19 protein-coding genes and 1 pseudogene are annotated in these 21,956 nt (G+C 64.7%); 10 read left to right on the top strand and 10 right to left on the bottom strand.

Annotated elements, in window-relative coordinates; translation table 11 throughout:
- Positions 1-36 precede the first annotated feature (36 nt).
- Together VMJ11_RS06355 and hmpA are read left to right on the top strand one after the other, a co-directional pair.
- Positions 37-274 (top strand): annotated as a pseudogene (locus tag VMJ11_RS06355) (GntR family transcriptional regulator); the annotation flags it as partial.
- Positions 275-387: 113 nt separating this feature from the next.
- Positions 388-1,599, top strand: a complete 1,212-nt coding sequence (gene hmpA / locus VMJ11_RS06350; RefSeq protein WP_325618058.1) for an NO-inducible flavohemoprotein — start codon at positions 388-390, stop codon at positions 1,597-1,599.
- A gap of 43 nt (positions 1,600-1,642) precedes the next feature.
- Here the strand turns inward: hmpA and VMJ11_RS06345 are convergent, their stop codons facing one another.
- Both VMJ11_RS06345 and VMJ11_RS06340 read right to left on the bottom strand, forming a co-directional pair.
- Positions 1,643-2,623 (bottom strand): amidohydrolase family protein, encoded by a 981-nt coding sequence (locus VMJ11_RS06345; protein WP_325618056.1) that lies wholly within the window; start codon positions 2,621-2,623, stop codon positions 1,643-1,645.
- A 127-nt stretch (positions 2,624-2,750) separates the two neighbouring features.
- Positions 2,751-4,034 (bottom strand): MFS transporter, encoded by a 1,284-nt coding sequence (locus tag VMJ11_RS06340; RefSeq protein WP_325618078.1) that lies wholly within the window; start codon positions 4,032-4,034, stop codon positions 2,751-2,753.
- Between the two features lie 197 nt (positions 4,035-4,231).
- Here VMJ11_RS06340 and VMJ11_RS06335 point away from each other — a divergent pair, with 197 nt between their 5' ends.
- Positions 4,232-5,134: a LysR family transcriptional regulator gene (locus tag VMJ11_RS06335; RefSeq protein ID WP_325618054.1), complete on the top strand. Its 903-nt coding sequence runs from the start codon at positions 4,232-4,234 to the stop codon at positions 5,132-5,134.
- 239 nt (positions 5,135-5,373) lie between these two features.
- Positions 5,374-5,919 carry a hypothetical protein gene (locus VMJ11_RS06330; RefSeq protein WP_325618052.1) on the top strand — a complete coding sequence of 182 codons (546 nt, stop codon included), beginning with the start codon at positions 5,374-5,376 and terminating at the stop codon, positions 5,917-5,919.
- A gap of 129 nt (positions 5,920-6,048) precedes the next feature.
- Here VMJ11_RS06330 and VMJ11_RS06325 read toward each other — a convergent pair whose 3' ends face one another.
- The 3 genes from VMJ11_RS06325 to VMJ11_RS06315 form a co-directional block, all read right to left on the bottom strand.
- On the bottom strand, positions 6,049-6,954 hold the full coding sequence (locus VMJ11_RS06325; RefSeq protein WP_325618049.1) for a LysR family transcriptional regulator: 906 nt from the start codon (positions 6,952-6,954) through the stop codon (positions 6,049-6,051).
- 84 nt (positions 6,955-7,038) lie between these two features.
- The gene (locus VMJ11_RS06320) at positions 7,039-7,806 is read right to left on the bottom strand and encodes an SDR family NAD(P)-dependent oxidoreductase (protein WP_325618047.1); all 768 of its coding nucleotides are present in this window, start codon (positions 7,804-7,806) and stop codon (positions 7,039-7,041) included.
- Between the two features lie 30 nt (positions 7,807-7,836).
- Positions 7,837-11,367: an indolepyruvate ferredoxin oxidoreductase family protein gene (locus VMJ11_RS06315; RefSeq protein ID WP_325618045.1), complete on the bottom strand. Its 3,531-nt coding sequence runs from the start codon at positions 11,365-11,367 to the stop codon at positions 7,837-7,839.
- A gap of 141 nt (positions 11,368-11,508) precedes the next feature.
- Between VMJ11_RS06315 and VMJ11_RS06310 the strand changes: the two genes are divergently transcribed.
- On the top strand, positions 11,509-11,982 hold the full coding sequence (locus tag VMJ11_RS06310) for an Lrp/AsnC family transcriptional regulator (RefSeq protein ID WP_325618043.1): 474 nt from the start codon (positions 11,509-11,511) through the stop codon (positions 11,980-11,982).
- A 132-nt stretch (positions 11,983-12,114) separates the two neighbouring features.
- Here VMJ11_RS06310 and VMJ11_RS06305 read toward each other — a convergent pair whose 3' ends face one another.
- Together VMJ11_RS06305 and VMJ11_RS06300 are read right to left on the bottom strand one after the other, a co-directional pair.
- Positions 12,115-13,134, bottom strand: a complete 1,020-nt coding sequence (locus tag VMJ11_RS06305; RefSeq protein WP_325618042.1) for a DNA-binding protein — start codon at positions 13,132-13,134, stop codon at positions 12,115-12,117.
- Positions 13,135-13,241: 107 nt separating this feature from the next.
- Complete coding sequence (locus VMJ11_RS06300) at positions 13,242-13,454, bottom strand: DUF1059 domain-containing protein (RefSeq protein ID WP_325618040.1); 213 nt, start codon at positions 13,452-13,454, stop codon at positions 13,242-13,244.
- Positions 13,455-13,956: 502 nt separating this feature from the next.
- On the opposite strand from VMJ11_RS06300, the gene VMJ11_RS06295 reads away from it, so the two are divergent.
- The 5 genes from VMJ11_RS06295 to VMJ11_RS06275 all read left to right on the top strand — a co-directional run bounded on the left by VMJ11_RS06295 (position 13,957) and on the right by VMJ11_RS06275 (position 17,313).
- The gene (locus tag VMJ11_RS06295; protein ID WP_325618038.1) at positions 13,957-15,348 is read left to right on the top strand and encodes an FAD-binding oxidoreductase; all 1,392 of its coding nucleotides are present in this window, start codon (positions 13,957-13,959) and stop codon (positions 15,346-15,348) included.
- A gap of 170 nt (positions 15,349-15,518) precedes the next feature.
- Positions 15,519-15,812: a GYD domain-containing protein gene (locus tag VMJ11_RS06290; protein WP_325618036.1), complete on the top strand. Its 294-nt coding sequence runs from the start codon at positions 15,519-15,521 to the stop codon at positions 15,810-15,812.
- 268 nt (positions 15,813-16,080) lie between these two features.
- Positions 16,081-16,458 (top strand): hypothetical protein, encoded by a 378-nt coding sequence (locus VMJ11_RS06285; RefSeq protein WP_325618034.1) that lies wholly within the window; start codon positions 16,081-16,083, stop codon positions 16,456-16,458.
- A gap of 4 nt (positions 16,459-16,462) precedes the next feature.
- A complete protein-coding gene (locus VMJ11_RS06280) occupies positions 16,463-16,789 on the top strand; it encodes a hypothetical protein (protein ID WP_325618032.1) in 327 nt (108 codons plus the stop codon).
- A gap of 23 nt (positions 16,790-16,812) precedes the next feature.
- Positions 16,813-17,313: a lytic transglycosylase domain-containing protein gene (locus VMJ11_RS06275; RefSeq protein WP_325618031.1), complete on the top strand. Its 501-nt coding sequence runs from the start codon at positions 16,813-16,815 to the stop codon at positions 17,311-17,313.
- A gap of 238 nt (positions 17,314-17,551) precedes the next feature.
- On the opposite strand, the gene VMJ11_RS06270 is transcribed toward VMJ11_RS06275, so the two are convergent.
- From VMJ11_RS06270 to VMJ11_RS06260, 3 genes are all read right to left on the bottom strand, one after another.
- Complete coding sequence (locus VMJ11_RS06270; protein WP_325618029.1) at positions 17,552-18,631, bottom strand: alpha-hydroxy acid oxidase; 1,080 nt, start codon at positions 18,629-18,631, stop codon at positions 17,552-17,554.
- A gap of 8 nt (positions 18,632-18,639) precedes the next feature.
- Complete coding sequence (locus VMJ11_RS06265) at positions 18,640-19,350, bottom strand: Fe2+-dependent dioxygenase (RefSeq protein WP_325618027.1); 711 nt, start codon at positions 19,348-19,350, stop codon at positions 18,640-18,642.
- Positions 19,351-19,487: 137 nt separating this feature from the next.
- On the bottom strand, positions 19,488-21,845 hold the full coding sequence (locus VMJ11_RS06260) for a TonB-dependent receptor (RefSeq protein WP_325618025.1): 2,358 nt from the start codon (positions 21,843-21,845) through the stop codon (positions 19,488-19,490).
- Positions 21,846-21,956 lie beyond the last annotated feature (111 nt).

Raw genomic sequence — 21,956 nt, 5'->3', positions numbered from 1 at the left:
CGGTCAAGGCGCATCCAGCGGATGAATCCGCCGCCGCCCCTTCCTGAATTCGACCGCCGCTTTGCCACCGCGAACGCGAAAATTCACCGCGAGATCGTCAAGGCCGCGCGAGAGAGAAAAGTGGAACGCGTGCGCGCTGATGGTCGAGCACATGACTGAGGCGCCGAAGTATGTCAAGCGAATGAAAGGCAAGCTGCGCGGCCGGCTGATTCTCGACTCGGAGATTCGCAAACGATCGGGGGCGATTACGGTGGCGATCGAGAAGGACGATTGAGGAATGTTCGTCCCCATCACTTTGCGCCCCGAATGAACTCCCCATCGGGGCACGCGTCATTGTCTAGACTGGAACGAGCATCAGAGCTTCCCCGCTCGCGAAGGAGACAGACAATGCTGACGCAAAGAACGAAGGACATCGTGAAGGCAACCGCGCCGGTGCTGGCCGAGCACGGCTACGGCATCATCAAGTGCTTTTACCAGCGGCTCTTCGAAGCGCACCCTGAGCTGAAGAATGTCTTCAACATGGCGCACCAGGAACAGGGCCAGCAGCAGCAGGCGCTTGCGCGCGCCGTCTATGCCTACGCGGAAAACATCGAGGATCCTTCCAGCCTCATGGCCGTGCTCAAGAACATCGCCAACAAGCACGCGAGCCTCGGCGTGCTGCCCGAGCACTACCCGATTGTTGGCGAACATCTGCTGGGCGCGATCAAGGAAGTGCTCGGCGAGGCGGCCACGGAGGACATCATTTCCGCGTGGGCATTGGCCTACGGCAACCTCGCCGATGTGCTGATGAGCATGGAAAGCGAGTTGTATGAAAGCTCCGCCGAAAAGCTTGGCGGGTGGACCGGCTGGCGCGGCTTCGTCGTGCGCGAGAAGCGGCCCGAAAGCAGCATCATCACCTCGTTCGTGCTCGAGCCCGCCGACGGCGGACCGGTCGCCAATTTCGAGCCAGGCCAGTACATCGGCATCGCCGTGGACGTGCCGGCGCTCGGCTTGCAGCAAATCCGCCAGTACAGCCTTTCCGACATGCCCAACGGCCGCAGCTACCGCATTTCCGTGAAGCGCGAGGACGGCGGCGCGCAGTCACCGGGCTTCGTTTCATGCCTGCTGCACGATCATGTGAACGTGGGCGACGAGGTGAAGCTGGCCGCGCCCTACGGCAACTTCCATATCGACGTGAATGCGCGCACGCCCATCGTGCTCATCAGCGGCGGCGTGGGGCTCACGCCGATGGTCAGCATGCTGAGGAAGGCAATTCAGGACCCGAAGCGCCAGGTGGTGTTCGTGCACGGCGCGCGCAATAGCGCCGTGCACGCAATGCGCGACCGGCTGCGCGAGACCGCCGCCGCGCATTCGAACTTTCATCTGGTGGTGTTCTACAACGAGCCGCTGCCCGGCGACGTAGAAGGGCGCGATTACGATCATGCGGGATTCGTGGACCTCGACCTCATCAAACCGGCAATCCTGCTGCCCGACGCCGATTACTACATATGCGGGCCGATCCCGTTCATGCGCATTCAGCACGACGCGTTAGGGAAACTCGGCATTCACGAGGCGCAGATTCACTACGAGGTATTCGGCCCCGATCTGTTCGCCGAGTGAGCGCGTTCGCTCTGGCGCGGCACCACCGCCGCGCCATGACCGCTCAAAACCCGAACACCTTCAACGCATTGCCGCCACGCACCGCATCGCATTGCGCCTTCGGCAGCCGCGCGGTATTGGCGAATGCACCGCGCGTGTCGTGCACCTGGTGCGGCCAGTCCGTGCCGAACATGACCTGATCCGCGCCCACCACCGAAATCAGGAACTCGAGCGACGCCGGGCTATACGTGATGCAGTCGTAGTAGATGTGGCGCAGGTAGTCGATGGGCTTGCGCTTCATCTGGCGCCGCTGCGGAATTTCCACGTCGTCGCCCTTGCCGAAGCGGCCTGCGAGATACGGCAACGCACCGCCCGCGTGCGACGCAATGATCTTCAGGTTCGGATACTGGTCGAAGAAGCCCTCGAAGATCATGCGCGTGATCGCGAGCGTCGTATCGAACATGAAACCCACCGACCAGCTCAGGTCGAACTTCGTCATGTCCATCTGCTCGGTGCCCGGCGGGTCGGTCGGATGGACGAGCACCGGCAGCGAGCGGCGGTCGATCTCGGCCCAGATCGGCGCGAACATCGGGTCGGTCAGGCTGCGGCCCGCCACGTTGGCAAGCACCATCACGCCGCTCGCGCCGTTGCGGCAGGCGCGCTCGAGCTCGGCCACGGCCGCATGCGGATACTCCCACGGCAGCGAGGCGAACCAGCGGATACGCTCCGGGTGCGCGGCCTGGCCCTCGGCGATCGTGTCGTTGGTCTCGCGCGCGGCGAGACAGCTCGTTTCCTCGTTGCCCCAGAACACGTTCGGGCAGGTCAGCGAAACGACCGAGATGTCGATGCCCGCTTCATTCATGTGCCGGATGCGCAGGTCGAAATCGAAGTGGCCCTTCTGCGGAATCACGACCGGCGTGTTGCCGCGAAACACTTCCTGCTGCCCATCGGGCCGCGTTTGTATGTTGTAGGCGCCGCCGCGTTCCTTGAGCAGTTCGAGCCACTTGTGCGTGAAAATGTGGGTGTGGACGTCGATGACGGGCATGCTTGCTTCTCCTGGTAAGAATTCAATGATGAAATGGCCTGGCGCCTTTTTCCACTGATCCGATAATTATTCGCAATCCTGATCATATGGGTAGAAGCGCTGGCGGGAATGTGTCCCGCCAGTCCGCTCAGACGGACGAAGGCGCGGAAAGGTCGTTCATATGCGGCGCTTCGCGCTTGAGCATGAACGCGCCAACCAGACCCAGCGCGAAGAACACCGCGCAGAAGTGGGCTGGCGTCATGTTGTTACCTGTCGTGTGCAAAAGCCAGGTCAGCACGAACGGCGAGAATCCGCCAAAAATCGCGGCCCCGATGTTGTACGAGATCGCAAGACCGGTGGAGCGCACTTCGGTGGGAAAGAGCGACGCCAACGCCGTTGGAATGGGGCTGTTCGAGGCGCCGATCAGCAGTGCGAACAACAGCTCGACCGACATGATCGAAATGATGGAAGGCGCGCTAACGATCCAGTAGTAGGCCGGATAAAGCACCAGCAAAAACACGATGAGCGCACCGCAAATCATGCGGTTGCCGCCCACCCGGTCCGCCATGTGTCCGAAGAACGGGATCGTCACGACACGCAGCAGCACACTTGCGAGCAGCACGTTAAACGGAAGCGTCACCGGCATGTGCAGGTTCTGCACCGCATAGATCGGCAGATAGGTGATGATCACATACGCCATCACGTTGAGCGCCGCGCTCAGCGCCGTAGCCACGAAAAGTTCGCGCGGGTACTGCGCCACTACACGGCCGAGGGGCACCTTCACGCGCTGGCCGAGTTGCTCGAACGCCTCGGTTTCAGGCAGATTGCGGCGGATATAGAAGCCCACGGGCCCGATCAGCAGGCCGAGCAGGAAGGGAATGCGCCACGCCCACGATTGAAGCGCGTCGGGCGTGAACAGGTGCGTGAGCGCGCTGCCCATCGCCACCGCGAGCAGCGCGCCCAGCGCCTGGGCGAACATCTGCCAGCTGCCATAGAGGTTGCGCCGCCCGCGGGGCGCGTACTCGATCAGCATGGCCGTGGCGGTGCCGAACTCGCCGCCCGCCGAAATGCCTTGCAGCAGGCGCGCGCACAGGACGATTGCGGGCGCAACGAGCCCGATCTGCTGGAAGCCCGGCGTGAAGGCGATCATCGCGGCAGCCAGCGTCATCATGGCGATCACGAGCGTGAGGCCCGCCTTGCGGCCCTCGCGGTCGGCGTACATGCCGAGCAGCACGCCGCCTAGCGGCCGCACCACAAAGCCCGCGCCGAACGTGGCCGTGGTCAGCATCAACGCAGCATATTCGCTGTCGCCGGGAAAGAACTGCTTCGCGATGATGATCGAGAGAAACCCGAATACGACGAAGTCGTACCACTCCAGCACGTTGCCGAGCGTCGACGCCACCGCGCCCCGCCAACGGATGCGCGAATCCATTGCTCTCACGACTGTCTCCTGCGGCCAGCATTGGCCGGCCGATGTTGTCAGCACCGCGCCCTCTCGACGGCCCTGAAGCCGCATGGAAACACTGGGAAAGGGGCTGCGCCTGTTTTGTGAATCTGTCGCGAAGCAATGTAAGGCACTATAGTCATGAAGACAATCGAACAAAATCAATGGCTCCATAAAGTTACTTTATGCAACCGACCATCAAGCAACTGCGTGCCTTCGCGCTCGTCTGCCGGTTCGGCGTGCTCACGCGCGCCGCCAACGAGATGTTCATCACGCAGCCGGCCGTGAGCGTGCTGATCCGGCAGATGGAGGAAGCGCTCGGCATGCGCCTCTTCGACCGCACTTCGCGTTCGCTGCGGCCCACCGTGGCGGCGCGGGAAATCCTGCCGACCGTCGAGCGCATGCTGCGCGACCTCGAAGCGATCCAGTCGAGCGTGAAGGAGCTGGCCGGGCGCGAGCGCGGCCAACTGCGCTTCGCCGCCACGCCCTCCATTTCGGCGGCCATCGTGCCGAGGCTCGTGGCCGAATACCGCGCGCTCTATCCGAACATCGAGGTCTCGATCGACGACGCCGCGCCCGACCGCCTCACGGCGTCCACGCTCACCGGCGACGTGGAGTTCAGCATCGGCACGATCAGCGACAAGCCCGAGGGCATCACGCTGCAATGCCTCGCGCGCGACAACCTCTGCGCGATCTGCCGCAAGGACTCCCCGCTCGCGAAGAAACGCCGCGTGACGTGGGACGATGCATTGCGCTACCCGTGGATCGGCGTGAAGCCTGGCAGCGGCATACGTGGCCTGATCGACGAGACGCTGTTTGCGCTGGGCGAGCGCAAGGCGGTGGAGTACGAGGTCTCGTATATGACGACGGGGCTCGCCATGACCGAGGCGGGGCTGGGCATTGCGATCTTTCCAGGCATGCTGCTGGGCTCGTTTCCGCACCGCGACCTCGTCGCGCGCAAGCTCGAAGCGCCCGTCGTCACGCGCGACGTCAATCTGATCCGGCGCGCCGAGCATTCGCTTTCGCCGGCGGCGGAGTCGTTCATCGAGCTCTGGTACAAGCGGATCGGCAAGCCGGCGGCAGCCTGAGCCGGCTTGATGCGCGGGAAGGCCTTCGAACCCGCGAGCGCCGCGCATCGCCCGGGTATTCGACCGTTCGCGTATGGGCCGGCTGGGCGGCGAGTCGCGGCGCCGCCTTCGCCGGGAGCTTGAGCAGTATTGGCCCCAGACATCTCGCGAGTGGCGGTCAGGAAAGAACCGTTGACGCCGATACTGTTTGCACTACTGATTGTGCTACCGTCCCCGCCTTCACTTCTCCTTGCTTCAGAATGCGGTCCGAAGAATTGCAATCTCAGCCATTGAAGGAAATGCAGAGATTATTAATCTCGCGCAGCCTGCTCGAAAGAATCGCGCGTGGGAAACGGAAAGGGCCGCCCCTGGCGATTCTCCACACGCAAGGCGCTGGCAACGAGCGCCGCGTCCGCGCGAGCGCGCGATTCGGCCCGCGCGAGGATCCGCCCGATGGCCACGAGATTCGTGCGCTGCGCATCGTTCAGGTCCGCGTGAACGACGAGGCGTACGAGCCGCGCAAGCCGCCGGATATCGTGAAGCCGGGCATCGGCGTGACTGATCGCCAGCATCGCGATGCTCTCGAGGCGATCGTGATCGCACAACAGGGTATGCAAGGTAGTGCTCGGAATGGGAACGGTGACATCGTCGTCAGTCATGGCAAGCGGCTCCTGGACACAGGCCCGCGCGCGGCGCGAAAAGCGGCGCGAGCGGGCACGGCTACTCGGGGACGACGGGATTATCTGCCAGCGCCTGCCGGAAAACAGCAGATATCACTTGCTACAGATCAATTTATCTTCAATTAGATATGCAAATCCGCTAAAAGCGTAGTCGAGCGCTCTACGTCTGCCTTTACGCCATCGCGACAGCGAGATCGCCACCGGACTGATCGTGTTACTCGGCCTTGGCAGGCAATTACCCGCACCCGCAGCGCGCTAATTCCCACACGCATGGATCAAAAACTGCTGCATCGCGCGCGCCGGATCGCTGAGCGTTGCGCCCGGATGCCAGAGCATGCCGGCTTCCATCTGCGGAATGGCGTCCTCCACGGCGCACGCTTCGATGCGCTTACCCTCCAGCGACCACGGCCTGAACACCATGTCCGAGAGGATCGTCACGCCGAAGCCATGCGCCACCAACCCGCGCAGCGCTTCCATCGAACTCGTGCGAAACGCGATGTTCGGCGCAATGCGCCGCTTCTTCCAGTAGCGCAGCGTCGACGCCTCGCCCTCGTCCACCGTCAGCAGGATGTAGGGGTAACGCGCGATGTCGCGCAGCGTGACGGTGCCCATCTGCGCGAGCGGGTGCGTCGGGGCGGCCCAAAGTTGCCGCCGCGAACGCATCAGCACGTGGTGGCCGAAGCGCGCGCGCCGTTCCACGTTGGAGAGTAGCGCCACGCCGAGATCCACTTTCTGCGCGAGCACCGCCTGCTCAATGGCTGGGCGGTCGAGGTCATGCAGGTCGATTTCGATCTCGGGGTACGTCGCGCGAAAGCGCGCGAGCAACTCCGGCAGGAAGTAACCAAGCAGCGTATAGGAGGCCGCCATGCGCACCGTGCCGCGCAGGCTGTGCGCGCGAAATGGCGCTTTGTGCAATGCGTCGCGCACCGACTCCAGCACGTGGCGCGCATGATTGAGAAAGTCCTGCCCGTCGGGCGTGAGTTCCACGCCCTGGGGCAAGCGCACGAAGAGCCGCGTGCCGAGCGCCTCTTCGAGCGCGAGCACCGCATTCGTGATCGCCGACTGCGAGACATGCTCGGCCGCCGCCGCCATCGAAAACTGCCCGTTTTGCGCGGCCGCCACGAAGTAGCGGAACTGCCGCAAGGTCACGTCCTTGGCCATGTGCTTTTCGAATATCGTGGGTCTGTCGTTCCGATTCTACGATATCCGCTCGACGTGCCGCTTACGGCCTGCATGCCCCCGTGATCAACGCGGCGCCATGCGCAGCGCGCCGTCGAGACGAATCACTTCGCCGTTCAAATAGCGGTTGCCGACGATATGTTCGACGAGCGCCGCGAACTCCTCGGGCCGGCCAAGACGCGGCGGAAACGGCACACCCGCACCGAGCGCCTGTTGCACCTCGGCGGGCATGGCGAGCAGCATCGGCGTTTCGAAGATACCCGGCGCGATGGTCACCACGCGGATCGCGTGGCGTGCCAGTTCCCGCGCGGCCGGCAGCGTGAGCGAGACGACACCGCCCTTCGAGGCCGCGTAGGCCGACTGCCCGATCTGGCCGTCGTACGCAGCCACCGAAGCCGTATTGACGATCACGCCGCGCTCGCCATGCGAATCAAGCGTGTTGTTCGCCATTGCTGCGGCCGCGAGGCGCATCACGTTGAAGGTGCCGATCAGGTTCACCGAAACGACCTTCGCGAACAGATCGAGCGAGTGCGCGCCCTCTTTGCCGACAATGCGCTGCGCCGGCGCAATGCCCGCGCAGTTCACCACGCCATGCAGCGCGCCGAAGCGCTGCGTGACCACCGCAATCGCCGCCTCGACGCTCGCCGCTTCGGTCACGTCCGCCTGCACCGCGATGGCACGATCGCCACCCAGGGCCGCTTCGTCACGCGCGCGGGCGATGTCGATATCGGCAAACACGACATTCGCGCCGCGCTCGAGCAGGTGACGCCCCACCGCGGCGCCGAGCCCCGATCCACCACCGGTTACGAAGAACGTCTTGTCTTGCATCATCATGCCAATCTCCTCCTTTAGTTATCCGATCTTTCAAGCGATTTGCGCTGCCAGTTCCGCGCGATAGCGTTCGCGAACGCCGCGCGAGCGCTCGTAATTGCGTTCCTTCACGATGCCGAAGCCGCGAACCGCGCCGGGCACCCCCAGCAGGCCGATGGCGGCCGCCAGCGTGTGCGGCGCGAGCTTGCCGAGCACGAGGCGCACGTCGTCTTCGAATTCGCCGATCATCGCGCGCTCAATCACGCGGTCGCGTTGCCGACCGAACGGGTCGAACGGCGTGCCGCGCAGCGCCTTGCCGTGCTTGAGCACGCGCAGCAGCGGCTCGACCCACACGCCGCGCAGCGCGATCTTGTTGCGGCGGCCCGTTTGCGCGTCGCGGCGCGTGAGCAACGGCGGCGCCATGTGGAACGTCTTCTTGCCCGCCGCGCCGTCGAACAGGCTGGACAGGTAGGCGCCGAACTCGCCATCCGTATGCAGACGCGCGACTTCGTATTCGTCCTTGTAAGCGAGCACCTTGAAATAGTGGCGCGCCGCCGTTTCGGCGAGCGCGCCGCTCGCGCCTTCGATTCCGCGTTCGGCCTGCGCCACGGCTTCGACGAGCGCGCGATAGCGCGTGGCATAGGCAGCGTTCTGATACAGCGTGAGATCGCGTTCGCGAGCCGCGACGAAGCGCGCGAAATCGAACTGCACGTTCTCGGGCGCAACTTCTGCAGTGCCGATGAGTTCCAGCACCCGCGCATCGTTGGCGATCAGGCGGCCCCACAGGAACGCGCGCTCGTTCATCTTCACGGCCGCGCCGTTGAGTTCGATCGCGCGAAGGATCGAGGCTTCGGTGAGCGGCACGAGCCCCAACTGGAACGCATAGCCCACCATCATCATGTTCGAGGCAATCGCGTCGCCGAAAATCGCTTCGGCGGCGCCCGTGCAGTCCCAGAACGTTGCGCCCTGCGCACCCATCGCGCTCTCGATCGCCGCCTGGTGCACGGCCTTGCTCACGGGCAAGTCGCCGTCGCGCACGAAGTCGGCGGTCGCGGTGATGCGCTCGTTGACGATCGCACGCGCGCCCTGGCCCGCCAGGCGCGACAGCGCACCCGACGAAGCGGCCACCACGGCGTCGCAGCCCAGCAGCACGTTGGCCGCATGCGCGCCGATGCGCGATGTCGTGATGAGCCCGCGGCTCTGCGCAATCTGAACATGGCTGATGACCGCGCCGTTCTTCTGCGCGAGCCCCGTGAAGTCGAGCGTCGAGGCGCCGCGCCCTTCGAGGTGCGCCGCCATCGCGAGAATCGCGCCGATCGTCACGACGCCCGTGCCGCCAATGCCGGTCACGACCATGCGCAGATGCTGCTCCAGCGCCTCGGGCGTGCGCATGGGCGGCGCGAGCGTGGCGCGCAGTTCGGCTTCGAGGCGCTGGATGCGCGCGGCATCGGGACGCTTCGGCTCCATGCCCTCCACGGTCACGAAGCTCGGGCAAAAGCCCTTCACGCACGACATGTCCTTGTTGCAGCTCGACTGATTCACGGCGCGCTTGCGGCCCAGCCCGGTTTCGAGCGGCTCGATCGCGATGCAGTTCGACTGCACGGAGCAGTCGCCGCAGCCCTCGCACACGGCGGGATTGATCACGACGCGCGTGGGCGGATCGATCAGCTTGCCGCGCTTGCGGCGGCGGCGCTTTTCGGCGGCGCAGGTCTGGTCGTAGACGATCACCGAAACGCCCTTTTGCTCGCGCAGGCGGCGTTGCAGCGAATCGAGCGCGTCGCGGTGCAGCAGCGTCACGCCGGCGGGCAGCGCGTTCGCGTTCACGTATTGCTCGGGGCGGTCGGTCACCACGGCCACTTCGCTCACGCCTTCGGCCCGCACCTGCGCAACGACGCGATGCACGGTCAGTCCGCCCTCGGCGGGCTGGCCGCCGGTCATGGCCACGGCGTCGTTGAAGAGAATCTTGTACGTCACGTTCGCGCGCGCCGCCACGGCCTGGCGAATCGCGAGGCTGCCCGAGTGCTGATACGTGCCGTCGCCGAGATTCACGAACAGATGCGGCATGTCCGTGAACGTCGACATGCCGACCCACTGCACGCCTTCACCGCCCATCTGGCAGAACGTCGCCGTATTGCCCGCCTCGCCGAGCGCCATGATGTGGCAGCCAATGCCGGCCGCCGCGTGCGAGCCGTCGGGCAAGCGCGTCGAAGTGTTGTGCGGGCAACCCGCACAGAAGAACGGCTTGCGCGTGAGCGGCTCGCTCTGCAGCGCCGGCGTGAGCGCGATCACGCGCGACGCGCCCGCACGCGCATGGGTTGCGCGCCCGACCACCGGCGGCAAATCGACCGCGGCGTGCTGAAAGAAGCGTTGCAATGCGCGCGCGAGCTGCTCGGGCGCGAACTCCATCGCGGCGGGCAGCAGCGGTTCGCGCTCGCCGAGCGTCTTGCCGTGTACCTGCGGCCGCTCGTCCGCGCGCACATTGAAAAGCGCCTCTTTGATCTGCCGCTCCACGAACGAGCGCTTCTCCTCCACGACGAAAAGCGCCTGCATGCCGCGCGCAAATGCCTTGAGCCCCTCGGTTTCGAGCGGCCAGATCATGCCGACCTTGTAAAGGCCAATGCCGAGTTCCTCGAGGCGCTCCGGCGTGAGCCCCAGCGCGTCGAGCGCGGCCAGCACGTCGCCGTGTGCCTTGCCGACCGTCACGATGCCCACACGCGCGTGCGCGGGCCGCAGCAACGCGCGATCGAGCGGGTTCGCGCGCATGAACGCGAGCGCGGCGGGCAGCCGCTCTTCGAGCACGCGACGCTCGAGCTCCGCGCGTTCCGCGGGCCAGCGCAGTTGCGGGTCGTAATTGAAGCCGCGCAGCACCGGAATCTCGATGTCCTCGGGCATATGAAACGACGCGGCGCGGCCCACGCGCATCGACCGCCCGCTCTCCACGGTCTCGGTGATCGCCTTGAAGCCCACCCACAGCCCGCTGAACCGTGAAAGCGCATAGCCGGCGAGGCCGAACTCGATGTACTCCTCCACCGAGGCCGGAAAGAGGATCGGCATCATCGCCCCTTCGAACACATGGTCGGTCTGGTGCGGAAACATCGACGACTGTGCCGCATGGTCGTCGCCGGCCACGGCCAGCACGCCGCCTTGCCGCGCGGTGCCGAGCATGTTGGCATTGCGGAACACGTCGCCCGTGCGGTCCACGCCGGGCCCCTTGCCGTACCACATCGAAAACACGCCTTCCACGCGTTTGCCGGGAAAGGCGTCGAGCTGCTGCGCGCCCCACAGCATGGTCGCGCCGAGGTCTTCGTTCAGGCCCGGCTCGAAGCGCACGTCGAAACCGGCGAGGAGCGCCTTCTGGCGCCAGAGTTCCTGGTCGAATCCGCCCAGCGGCGAGCCGCGATAACCGGAGACGAGACCGGCCGTGCGCAGCCCGGCGAGCCTGTCCGCACGCGCCTGCTCGATCAGGATGCGCACGAGCGCCTGGGTGCCGGTGAGAAACACCGCGCCGCCCTCGCGCAGGTAGCGGTCTTCGAGTCGATAGTCCGTGTCGATCTGGCGCTCGGCCTCGACGGCTCGCATGTTCATGGTTGTCTCCGCTCTTCGGCTGGTGGGTATCAGCGGATTCTAGATAGCCAATAGCGGCGATTCGTGCCAAACTAAGCCACACAATCGCATTGAATTAGCAACACTCGCCTATAAACCCACCATTCCAGGGAAACTTTGCCAATGAAATTCGACCGTGTGGATGTGGCCATCCTGCACGCCCTGCAGCGCGACGCGCACGTGAAGTCCGCCGACCTCGCGGAATCGCTCGGGCTTTCGCTCTCGCCGTTCTACCGGCGCATCCGCATGCTCGAAGAGCGCGGCGTCATCACGCAGTACGTGACGCTGCTCGATCAGGAGAAGGCCGGCTTTCCCGTCAATGCCTACGTATCGGTGGCGATCGAGAAGAAGAACGAGACGCGGCTCGCCGCGTTCGAGCGCGCGATCGCGAACTGCGACGAGGTGATGGAGTGTTATCTGATGACTGGCTCGTTCGACTACATGCTGCGCGTGGTCGCGAGCGATATTGCGGGCATCGAGCGTTTCGTGATGACGCGGCTCACCAAGATCGAGGGCGTGCGCGACATTCACACTTCCGTGGCGCTGCGCCGCGTGGAGTACAAGACCAAGCTGCCGGTGCGCGTGCGCGACGAATGAGGGCCGACTAAAAATCAGGATGTCGAACGAATCGACAGCGCCTCGGCCAGCGCGCGCACCACGCGATCGCGGTAGCGCATCAAGGCGCCGATATCCGGGCAAACTGCTCGCGCGGCGCGCGCCGCGCAGCCGTCATGCCTTCTGCGCGGTCTTGCGCACCGCGCGCAGTGGCTTCGCGGCGTCCGCGCCGGGGCGCCCCGCGCTGCGCGTGGCGCGACGCGGCGCAGCAGCGCTGGCGCCGCCCCCCTTCTGCCGCGCCGCCTCCAGTTCGCGCGCCTGGGCTTCATGGCTCGCGCGCAGCGCGTCGAGCCGGCCTTCCAGCATGCCCGCTTGATGGCGCAGATCGCCTAGTTGCGTCTGCAATGCCTGAATCTCGGCGCGCGCACTTTCCTCGGTGCGCGCCGCACGCTGCGCGGCGGCTTCGGCCTCGCGCTGCAAACGCGCGTTCGCCGTACGCTCGCGCTCGATCTCCAGCAACGCGCGTTTTTCCGCGGCCTGCAATCGCGTTTGCTCGAGTTCCGCGCTTGCGCGCAGCTTGTCGAGTTCGGCGGCGAAATCGGCACGTGCCTGGGTTAGTGCGGCGTCGCGTTCGCGGCTCGCCTCCAGAGCACGCGCCAGCTCGCCTTCGAGCGCACCGCGCGTGGCAACGGCTGCCGCCTGCGCCTGCTCGAGTTCCTGAATGCGCACCTGCGCCGTGAGCAGCGCGGCCGTGCGCTGTTCGAGCGCCGACTCGGTGCGCGCCAGGTCGGCGCGCGTGGCGGCGGCCGCGGACTCGGCCGCGCGCCGCACGTCTTCCACTTCGACGCGCAGCGCTTCGAGCGAAGCCTGCGCCGCCGCCGCCGCGCGTGTCCAGAGCGCGGCCACGAGTTCGCCGGCCGCCCCTCGAAGCTCCTCAGGCAAATCGGCGTGCTCGATGCGCACGCGGCTCTTCTCGCGCAAGTCGGCCCAGAATTCCGATAGCACAGCGGTGGGGGTGCTCATGCTGCCGCGGCGCACGAGCTGATAGAGGCGGTTGGCCGTGGGCGTGATGCCAAAGCGAAAGAACATCAGCGCACACACTTCGCGATACAGCTCGCGAGTCTTGGGAAACTCGGCCTTGAGCCGCTCGATCTCGGCGGCGAGGCGTACTTCGTCGGGAGCGACTTCGGTCATGGAGAATGGCAGGCATGGAATCCGCCGATATTACAACGTAAAGCGTGTGATTCCTACCGCTATCGCTCGCGAGCCGGCACGTTGCATGCCGGCCCTCCGGTTCTTCTTCACGCCGCGCGAGGCGATGCCACGGGCGGCGAGCCGTCATGAAAGAGCTGACCGAGCTGCGCACGCAGTTCCGGCGAATCGGTGTGGTGATGCACGCTCACCGCGTGCTGCACGGCAGCCTCCAGGAGCTCGGAGTCCGAATCCGCCGAAATAGCAACCGAGCAGTTCATTTCGCTGGGGAACTCCCTGCAATCAATGTACTTTCGAGTCATGGCGTGGCTCCTCGTTAGCCAGGTGAAACAGATAGAAGCACGGGGAAAAGCGCAGGCAAATGCGCGCATGCGCGAACGGCCCGCGTATGCTTGAAAATTATAGAATCCATGCATTTCGCTTGCTAAACTATTAAAGTCAATCCACGTATGACAATAATCTGAATTGATATCGCAAGTTTTTATTTATCAAGCTGCATAATTTAGGTTAGCTAATGAATCGTCGAGGCTCGCCGGCCGCCCGGGCACAAGCCGGGCCATGTCGCGAAGCGCTCCTCGGCCGGGCCTGCAAGGTCCGGACAGCCAGGCTGCATCCGCCGCCATTCTGAAAGCTCATTCTTCCCGCTTTCCTGCTGAACACACGCCATGCAGCGCGTGTGCGAAATCCGCATCGGTTCGACGATCGAAGTGATCGACAGCAATTCCGTTCTGTCCAGCCAGTCCGGGCAATCGCGCGGGCCGCAATCTGCGCGCGACTGCCGTACCGTTCAATGAGAGGTGTGCCATGTCCAGCCTGTCGAGCGACTCCATCGAAACACTGAAAGGCGCGCTGCGCGGCCAGGTGCTTCAGCCGGGCGACGCGGGCTACGACGAAGCGCGGCAAATCTGGAACGCGATGATCGAGCGCCGCCCCGCGCTGATCGTGCGCTGCCAGGGCTGCGCCGATGTGCGGCGCGCCGTGGCGTTCGCTCGCGAGACAGGGCTGCCGCTCGCCGTGCGCGGAGGCGGCCACAATATTGCTGGCAGCGCATTGTGTGACGACGGTATCGTGATCGACCTTTCACCGATGAAATCGGTACGCGTGGAGCCCGCTACGAAGCGCGCGTATGTCGAGCCCGGTGCAACACTCGGCGACTTCGATCATGAAGCGCAGGCTTTTGGCCTCGCTACGCCGCTGGGCATCAATTCGACGACGGGCGTGGCCGGCCTCACGTTGGGCGGAGGATTCGGCTGGCTGAGCCGTCGCTTCGGCATGTCGGTCGACAATCTGCTCGCGGTCGACGTCGTAACCGCCGACGGCAACCTGCTCCGCGCAAGCGCCGAAGAGAACGCCGACCTGTTCTGGGCAATCCGCGGCGGCGGCGGCAACTTCGGCGTGGTCACGATGTTCGAGTTCGCGCTCCACCCTGTCGGGCCCGAAGTCTACGGCGGGCTGGTGGTACTGCCGCTCGACGCCGCGAAGGAAGCATTGGTGCAGTATCGCGAGGCTGTCAAGACGATGCCCGAAGAGTTGACCGTCTGGAGCGTGGCGCGTCTCGCGCCGCCGCTGCCCTTCCTGCCGCCGGAAGTGCACGGCAAGCCGATCATTGCCTTCGCGATCTGCTACACCGGTGCGCTGGAAAACGGGCCGAACGCAGTGGAGGGCGTGCGCCGCTTCGGCAAGGCCTATGGCGAGCATCTCGGGCCGATGCCTTACGCTGCATGGCAAAAGGCGTTCGATCCGTTGCTCACGCCGGGCGCGCGCAATTACTGGAAATCGCACAATCTTGCCGCGCTGCCGGACGGCCTCATCGACACGCTGCTCGACGCCATCGCCAGGCTGCCCTCGCCGCAATGCGAGATATTCTTCGGACAAATCGGCGGCGCCACGCTGCGAGTCGCGCCCGATGCCATGGCCTATCCGAACCGCGATGCCCTCTTCGTGATGAACGTGCACGGCCGCTGGACCGATGCCGCCGACGACGCCCGCTGCGTTGCCTGGGCGCGCGACTTTTTCGAAGCGTCGGCGCCTTATGCGTTGGGCAGCGTCTACGTGAACTTCCTGACCGACGACGAACGCGCGCGCGTCGGGGCGGCTTATGGGCCGAACATGGAGCGCCTCGTCGCGGCCAAGACGCGCTACGACCCGCAAAATCTCTTCCGTCACAACCAGAATATCCAGCCGGCTTCACCGTAAGCCTGGTAAGCCTGGTTAGCGCAGTCGCAGTAAGCGTCGAGCAGCGCATTGGAACGAGGCCGTATCCGTGCTCACGGTTGCCCAAACACTTCATACGCGCGCAGAGGCTATGTTCGTGATCGGACTGCGCGCGTGAACGCCGATTCGATCTCATCCCAGGAGGAATCGTCATGTCGACATTTGTGGTGCTGGCGCAATTCACCGACCAGGGTATCCGCAGCGTCAAGAGCAGCACACAGCGAGCCGGCCAGGCAGCGGAAATGGCCAAAACGTTCGGCTGCGAAATGAAGCAGATTTACTGGACGCTGGGTCAATACGACATCGTCACGATCGTGGAAGCGCCGGATGAGCAAAGCCTCATGGCATTCGGCCTTGCGCTTGGCTCCCTCGGCAATATCCGCACGCAGACATTGCGCGCATTGAGCAAGGACGAATTCGCCGCCATTGTCAGCAAGCTCCCGTAAGACGAAACCGGCATGCGGCACGCGGGCGGGTGCCGCTGCCGCGCATGGGTCCACGGAGGGCCCGCCCGGCGCATGCGCGGCGCATTTCCTGCCCAATCGAGAAAAACGTTCTCTGCGCGAACGCGGCGTTGCGTGCAGCGCCTTTCCGGGAAGCCGTGCCACACGAGCGAAGTCTTTCTTTTTCGCAAACGTTTGCCATCCAGGTATCAAGTCGGCGGCGCCCACGCCGAAAACCCGTACATCGCCACGAAACTTTGGAGACCCGGACGTGACGCGCGTTGTACTCTTACTTGCCGTAATGGTTGTGACAGGCTGCGCGCAATTGCAGCCGCCCAATACGGCTCAAGCCGAGAAACCGGCGGTGTCGAACGTCATCATGAAGTTCGACATTCCCGCCGATGCGCTGGGCGCGCGCGATCCGCAATTGAGCGCGGTGCTCGCCAAGGCGGGCGCGCTCGCCGCCGCGCAGAAGCAACCCACCGTGATCCGGGTGACCGCCCTCGGCCAGGACCTCAAGTACATCAACCAGGCCATCTGGAAGGGCGTACCGCAGCAGCCGGGGCTCAAACCCACACTCGAAAACCTGACGGCCGGCCCGAACCAGACTTATAGCGTCTCGATCGAGCCGCTGCATACGGGGAGCTGACACGATGCGCCTGATCGCCTGCGCCGCAGCCGCACTGCTCTACTGTTCGGCCGCGTCGGCGGCCGAACCCGCCGCCGGCACACCCGCAACCGCTGCCCCCTCGGCCGCCGCGGACAGGGTTTATCCGCCGTTACCCACGCTCGCCATGCTGCCGCCCGCCACCAGCGACGACGACGATCTTCCCGCACCGCATTCGTCCTCGCACAAGAAGAAGGGCCGCCAGCACGACTGTCGCTGCGCCATGCCGACGCCGCGCCTCGTCGTCTCCGATGCGTCGCGCGCCTATCTCAAGGACATCGAGCGGCAGCTCGATTCCGCCCTCTCGCAGTAATGCGAGCCCTGGAACCTCGACCGATGCATCAGTACAAGTCCATCTCCCTGCGCGCTGTGCGAACGTGGGCCCTTTGCGGCTGGGCCGCCCTGCTTGGCCTGACCACGCTCGGCAGTACGGCCGTGCATGCCGAGCCGCAAGCCAACGACTGCTTCGACAAGGCCGGCGCATACCAGGGCGTCAATCCGCTCATTCTGCGCGCCGTGGCATGGCGCGAATCGAAGGGCGATGCAACCGCCATCAATCGCAACGCCAACGGCTCGATCGACGTGGGGCAGTTGCAGATCAACTCGATCCACTTTCCGGAGCTGACGCGCCAGGGCATTCCACACCGAGCGCTCACGGACCCGTGCGTCAACATTTTCGTGGCTGCATGGCTGCTCAAGCAGAAGATGGTGCGTTACGGCAATACGTGGCGCGCGATCGGGGCGTATCACTCGGAATCGCCGCATGAGCGCGATGCCTACGCGCGCAGCATCCAGGCGATCCTCGTGAGCTGGGGCCAGCTGCAACCCTCGCAATGACACGCGCGCAGGCCTTCCACGCTGAAAGCGTGTGTGGCGAAGCAGTCGGGATCGAGCACGAAGGTATTGTCACGCCAACCAGGTGAGCGTTGATAATCGCGCGGGCATGCCTCGACTAAAAACGAATGCCCCTATTTTTCCGCGTTAATCAGCCGATTTGAGTCCGCGCAAACGTTTAATTTGGCGAGCTGGAATTTGCGAGGGTATTCGATCGAGCCGAAAATAACCGGCTCGCGGCTCAACCCATACGGACCACCGCGCGCGGCACCGCATCGAGACGCGTCACGCCGGTGAGCGCCATCGCCACTTCGAGCTCGGTTTGCAGAAGCGTCAGCAGATGGGCCACGCCTGCCACGCCCCCCACTGCGAGCGCGTGCAGCACGGGCTGGCCGATCAACACGGCCTGCGCGCCGAGCGCCAGCGCCTTCAGCACGTCGGTGCCACGCCGTACGCCGCCGTCGAGCAGCACGGGCACACGCCCATTCACGGCAGCAGCGATCTCGGGCAACACGTCGAGCGTGGCCGGCACGGTATCGAGCGTGCGCCCGCCGTGATTCGACACGACGATGCCAGCCGCGCCGGCTGCGAGTGCGCTCGGTACATCGGCTGCATTGAGAAGGCCCTTGAGCAGCACCGGCAGCGACGTCGCGCGGCAAAGCCGCTCGATGTCGGCCCAGGTCGGCGCACCCGCGAGCAAGCCCTTGAACACGGGGCTGCCGCCGCGCGTATCGACCGCCTCGGCGCGTGCGAAACCGCGCAGATTGACGGACTCGATGCCCTCGGGCAAGCAGAAGCCCGCGCGTTGTTCGGCATTGCGGATGCCGTTGACGGCCGCATCCACGGTCACCACGAGCGCGCGATAGCCCGCCTGCTCCGCCCGGCGCACGAGCGTGAGCGTATCTTCGCAGCGCGGCTGCAAGTACAGCTGAAACCACACCGGCGCGTCCGTTGCCTGCGCAACCGATTCGAGCGCGATGCTCGCCTGCGTGCTCACGGTCATCCACGTGCGTGTAAGCGATGCGGCGTGCGCGGTCGCCAGTTCGCCCTCCTCACAAACGAGGCGATGCCAGGCCGTCGGCGCGATCAGGATGGGGTAGTCGAGCGTCGCTCCCAGCAGCGTAGTGCGCGCCGTGGCCGACGACATATCGGCCAGCGCGCGCGGCATGAGCTGCACGCGCTCGAACGCGCTGCGATTCTCGCGCTGCGTGATGCCGTCCGCCGCCGCGCCCGCAATATACGCGCGAATGGCGGGATCGACGCGCGCATGGAAATGACGTTCGTAGTCGAAGAGCGAGACGGTATCGGCGGGAATGTTCATCGCTTGGCTCACAGCTCCGACCAGCGGCGCAGCAGGTTGTGGTAATGATTCACGAGCCTGTGAACCGCGGGATGCTCGTCGCCCGCGTCCTTTCCCGCGTCCTTTCCCAACTCCTGGCGGATGGCGATGATCGCGCAATCGAGCTCGTATAGCATCGTGCGGCTCGTCTCGTCCTTGACGAGCGACTGTGCCCAGAAAAACGAGGCCCAGCGGCTGCCGCGCATAACGGGCGTCACGCGGTGCAGCGTGGAGGCGTGATAGACGATCATGTGGCCCGCCGGCAGCTTGATCGCACGCGAGCCCTGCGCGTCGTCGATCACGAGTTCGCCGCCGTCGTATTCGTCGGGCTCGGAGAGAAAGATCGTGCTGGAGACGTCCGCGCGCATGCGCATGCCACCCGTGCCGGGCACGGTCTGGATGGCGTTGTCGACGTGCGTGCCGAACGCCATGCCAACGTCGTAACGATTGAAGCGCGGCGGCAACACACGAAACGGCAGCGCCGCCGAGTGATAGGTCGCGTTGCGGCCCAGCGCATTCAGAATCAGTTCGCCCAGTTCGCGCGCTTCGGCGCTTTCGGCCGGAATCTGCAGATTGCTCTTGGACTTCGCGGCCAGATCGCCTGCGGTGAGACGCCCGTCCACCCATTGCGAAGCTTCGAGCACCTGGCGGCAATGCTTCACTTCGGCGGACGTGAGCACGTTGGGAATCTGAATGAACATGTGGACAGCCCTTGCAAACAGACGAAAACAGACGAAAGCACAGCCGATCCATGGACCGGTTGCGCCGTACGCGTCGGCGGCCTTTACCCCTTTATGCCTCTACACGGGTACGCCGCCGCACATCGCAGTCGCTGCGATCAGAACGACACGCCCGCGCTCAGCAGGAACGTGCGTCGCGAGGCGGGAACCGCGCGCGACGAACTGAACGCCGACTGATAGTTCAGGTGATCGGTGAGGTTATACAGATTGAGCGAGATGCGGTACGGCCCCTGCTCGTAGCCGATCATGCCGTCGAGCGAGAAGTTGTCGGGCATGCGCGCCGTATTGGCGGAATCGGCCCAGTAACCCGAGCCGTACTGCAGGCCGCCGCCCACGGTGAGCTTGCCCGGCAGTGACAGCAATGAATGTGGCACGATGTAGCTCGTCCACAGCGTCACGTTGTTGGCCGGCACGCCCGGCGCCGTGTTGCCGATAGAGGTCGCCGCGCTCGCCTGCGTAACGATGCCGTTCAAATATGCGTACGCAATGTTGGCCGACCAGTTGTTCGTGATCCAGCCCGAGAGCCCCAGCTCGACACCGCGAATGCGGTAGCCTTCGCCGTTGTCCGAGAAGCCTGGCGCGAGATCCCCCGTGTCCGGATCGACCGTGTACGAATTCGACTTGCGCGTCTGGAACAAGGCGGCCGTCACGCCGAGGCGCTTGTTGAGGAAGTCGAGCTTCGTGCCCACTTCGACCGTATCCGCACGCTCGGGCTCGTTGTCCACGCCGTTTTGCGGCACCTCCGATTGCACGCCGCCCACGGCAAGCGCGATATCGGTGCCAACAGGGCGATAGGTGCGCGAGAACGACGTATAGAACATGGCGTCCTTCGTCGGCTCCCAGATCGCCGAGATTGCGGGGCTGACCTTGCTCGACGTGGCCGTGCCGCCGGCCAGGGTTGTCGCATTCGTCCAGTACTTGCTGCGGAAATAGTCCCAGCGCAGATTGCCAAGCAGCGAGAACTGCTGCGTGAGCCAGATGCGATCGTTCGCGAATACGCCGATATCCGACGACTCCGCGTTGCGCGTGGTCGCGCCGTAACCGAGCGACCAGCCGGCGGGCATCTGATATTGTGGATTGACCACGGTCTGATTGTTCACGCGGCCGGTCCAGGTGCCCTGGTCGCGGTGATCGCGCTGATAGTTCATGTCGAGGCCGACCACGGCGCGATTGCGGAACTGGCCAAGATTGAATTCGCCCTTCGCGGTGGTCACGTTCTGCACGCCGATGCCGCGCTGAAGATAGGCGACACCGCCGCCTGCGCCGTATGCAAGCGCGACGTTCTGGCCTGCCAGCAGCTTCCGCAGATTCGCGTAGCTGACCGCCGCCGGATTTGTCGAAGAGAAGTCTCGCTGGTAGAACGTAAAGCGCGTGTCGTTGTCGATCTGGATGCCGTTTTCGAGCTTCTTCGTGAAGAGCGACGAGACGATGTGCGTGTCGCTCTTGTCGCGATCGGTATTGCGGACATACGACGTCGACGAGTCGACGCCCGGCACGTTGTATTCGAGCAGCGGCCGGTAAAAGCCGTCGGCGCCCTGCGCCATCGGCACGCCGTAGTCGGGCACGCCGTCGCGATGCAGGTACGAGTAGCCGAGATGCCATTCGGTATTTGTGCCGATACCCGTGCCGAAGTCCAGCGCCACGCCCGCGCGGTTGTCCTTCACGTTGTCGCGATCGGGCGTGTTGCCGTTCTGGTACATGCCGTTTATGCGCAGCGCCGTCGTATCGGCGAGCTTGATGTTGCTGTCGACCGTAGTCCGATACGTCGAGCCCGAACCGCCGCTTTGATCGACGCTCGTCGACGTTTCGAGATTCGCGAACTTCGAAGTCTGATTGATGAGGCCGCCAATGCTGCCCACGCCGAAGCTGTCGCCCGAAGCGCCCTTGATGACCTGCACGCTGTCGATATCGAAGCTGTCGCGCTTGTATGCGCCGAAGTCGCGCAGGCCGTCGATATAGATATCGCCCTTGGCCGAGAGGCCGCGAATCTTGAACTGATCGCCGTTCTGGCCGCCGTTGCCTTCGCCTGTGGAGATCGTGATGCCCGGAACGTTCTTGAGAATCTGCTCGAGCGACGTGGCCTTTTGCTGCTCGATCAGCTCTTGCGGCACGACGTTGACGGTCTGCGGCATTTCCCTGACGGTATCCGGCAGGCGCGCGATGCCCGTGGAGGCTCCGTTCGTATTGAGCTGCGCCCTTGCCGTGACGGAGACCTTCGGCAACGCGCCGCCTTCGGCTGCGGCGGCCTGCACATCATTCGTTGCCTGCGCGACCGGTTGCGCCGTCTCGCCGCCACCGTTCGTGCCCGCCTGCTGGTCTTTGCGCGCCTGAGCCGTTGCGGCTGGGTCTTGCGCGAACACCATCAGGGGCACGGACGTGAGCGTCATGGCAACCCCCGCGGTCGCGGCACCGGAAACCAGGCGGCGAATCGCAACCGATGTGACTTTCTGCTTCATCAAACAGCTCCCGTTATTCTTGAATGTGTTTCTGACACTACGTAGTACTGCGAATTGTTTTGAGGAATGCGCAGGCTCTGCCCCCGGCCTACGCTGACAGTGAGCGTGGGC

The sequence above is a fragment of the Paraburkholderia sp. genome, from assembly GCF_035501035.1.
In the GTDB taxonomy this organism is placed as follows: domain Bacteria; phylum Pseudomonadota; class Gammaproteobacteria; order Burkholderiales; family Burkholderiaceae; genus Paraburkholderia.
Note: the sequence above shows the minus strand (reverse complement) of the source record. Positions and strands in the feature narration are given on the sequence as shown.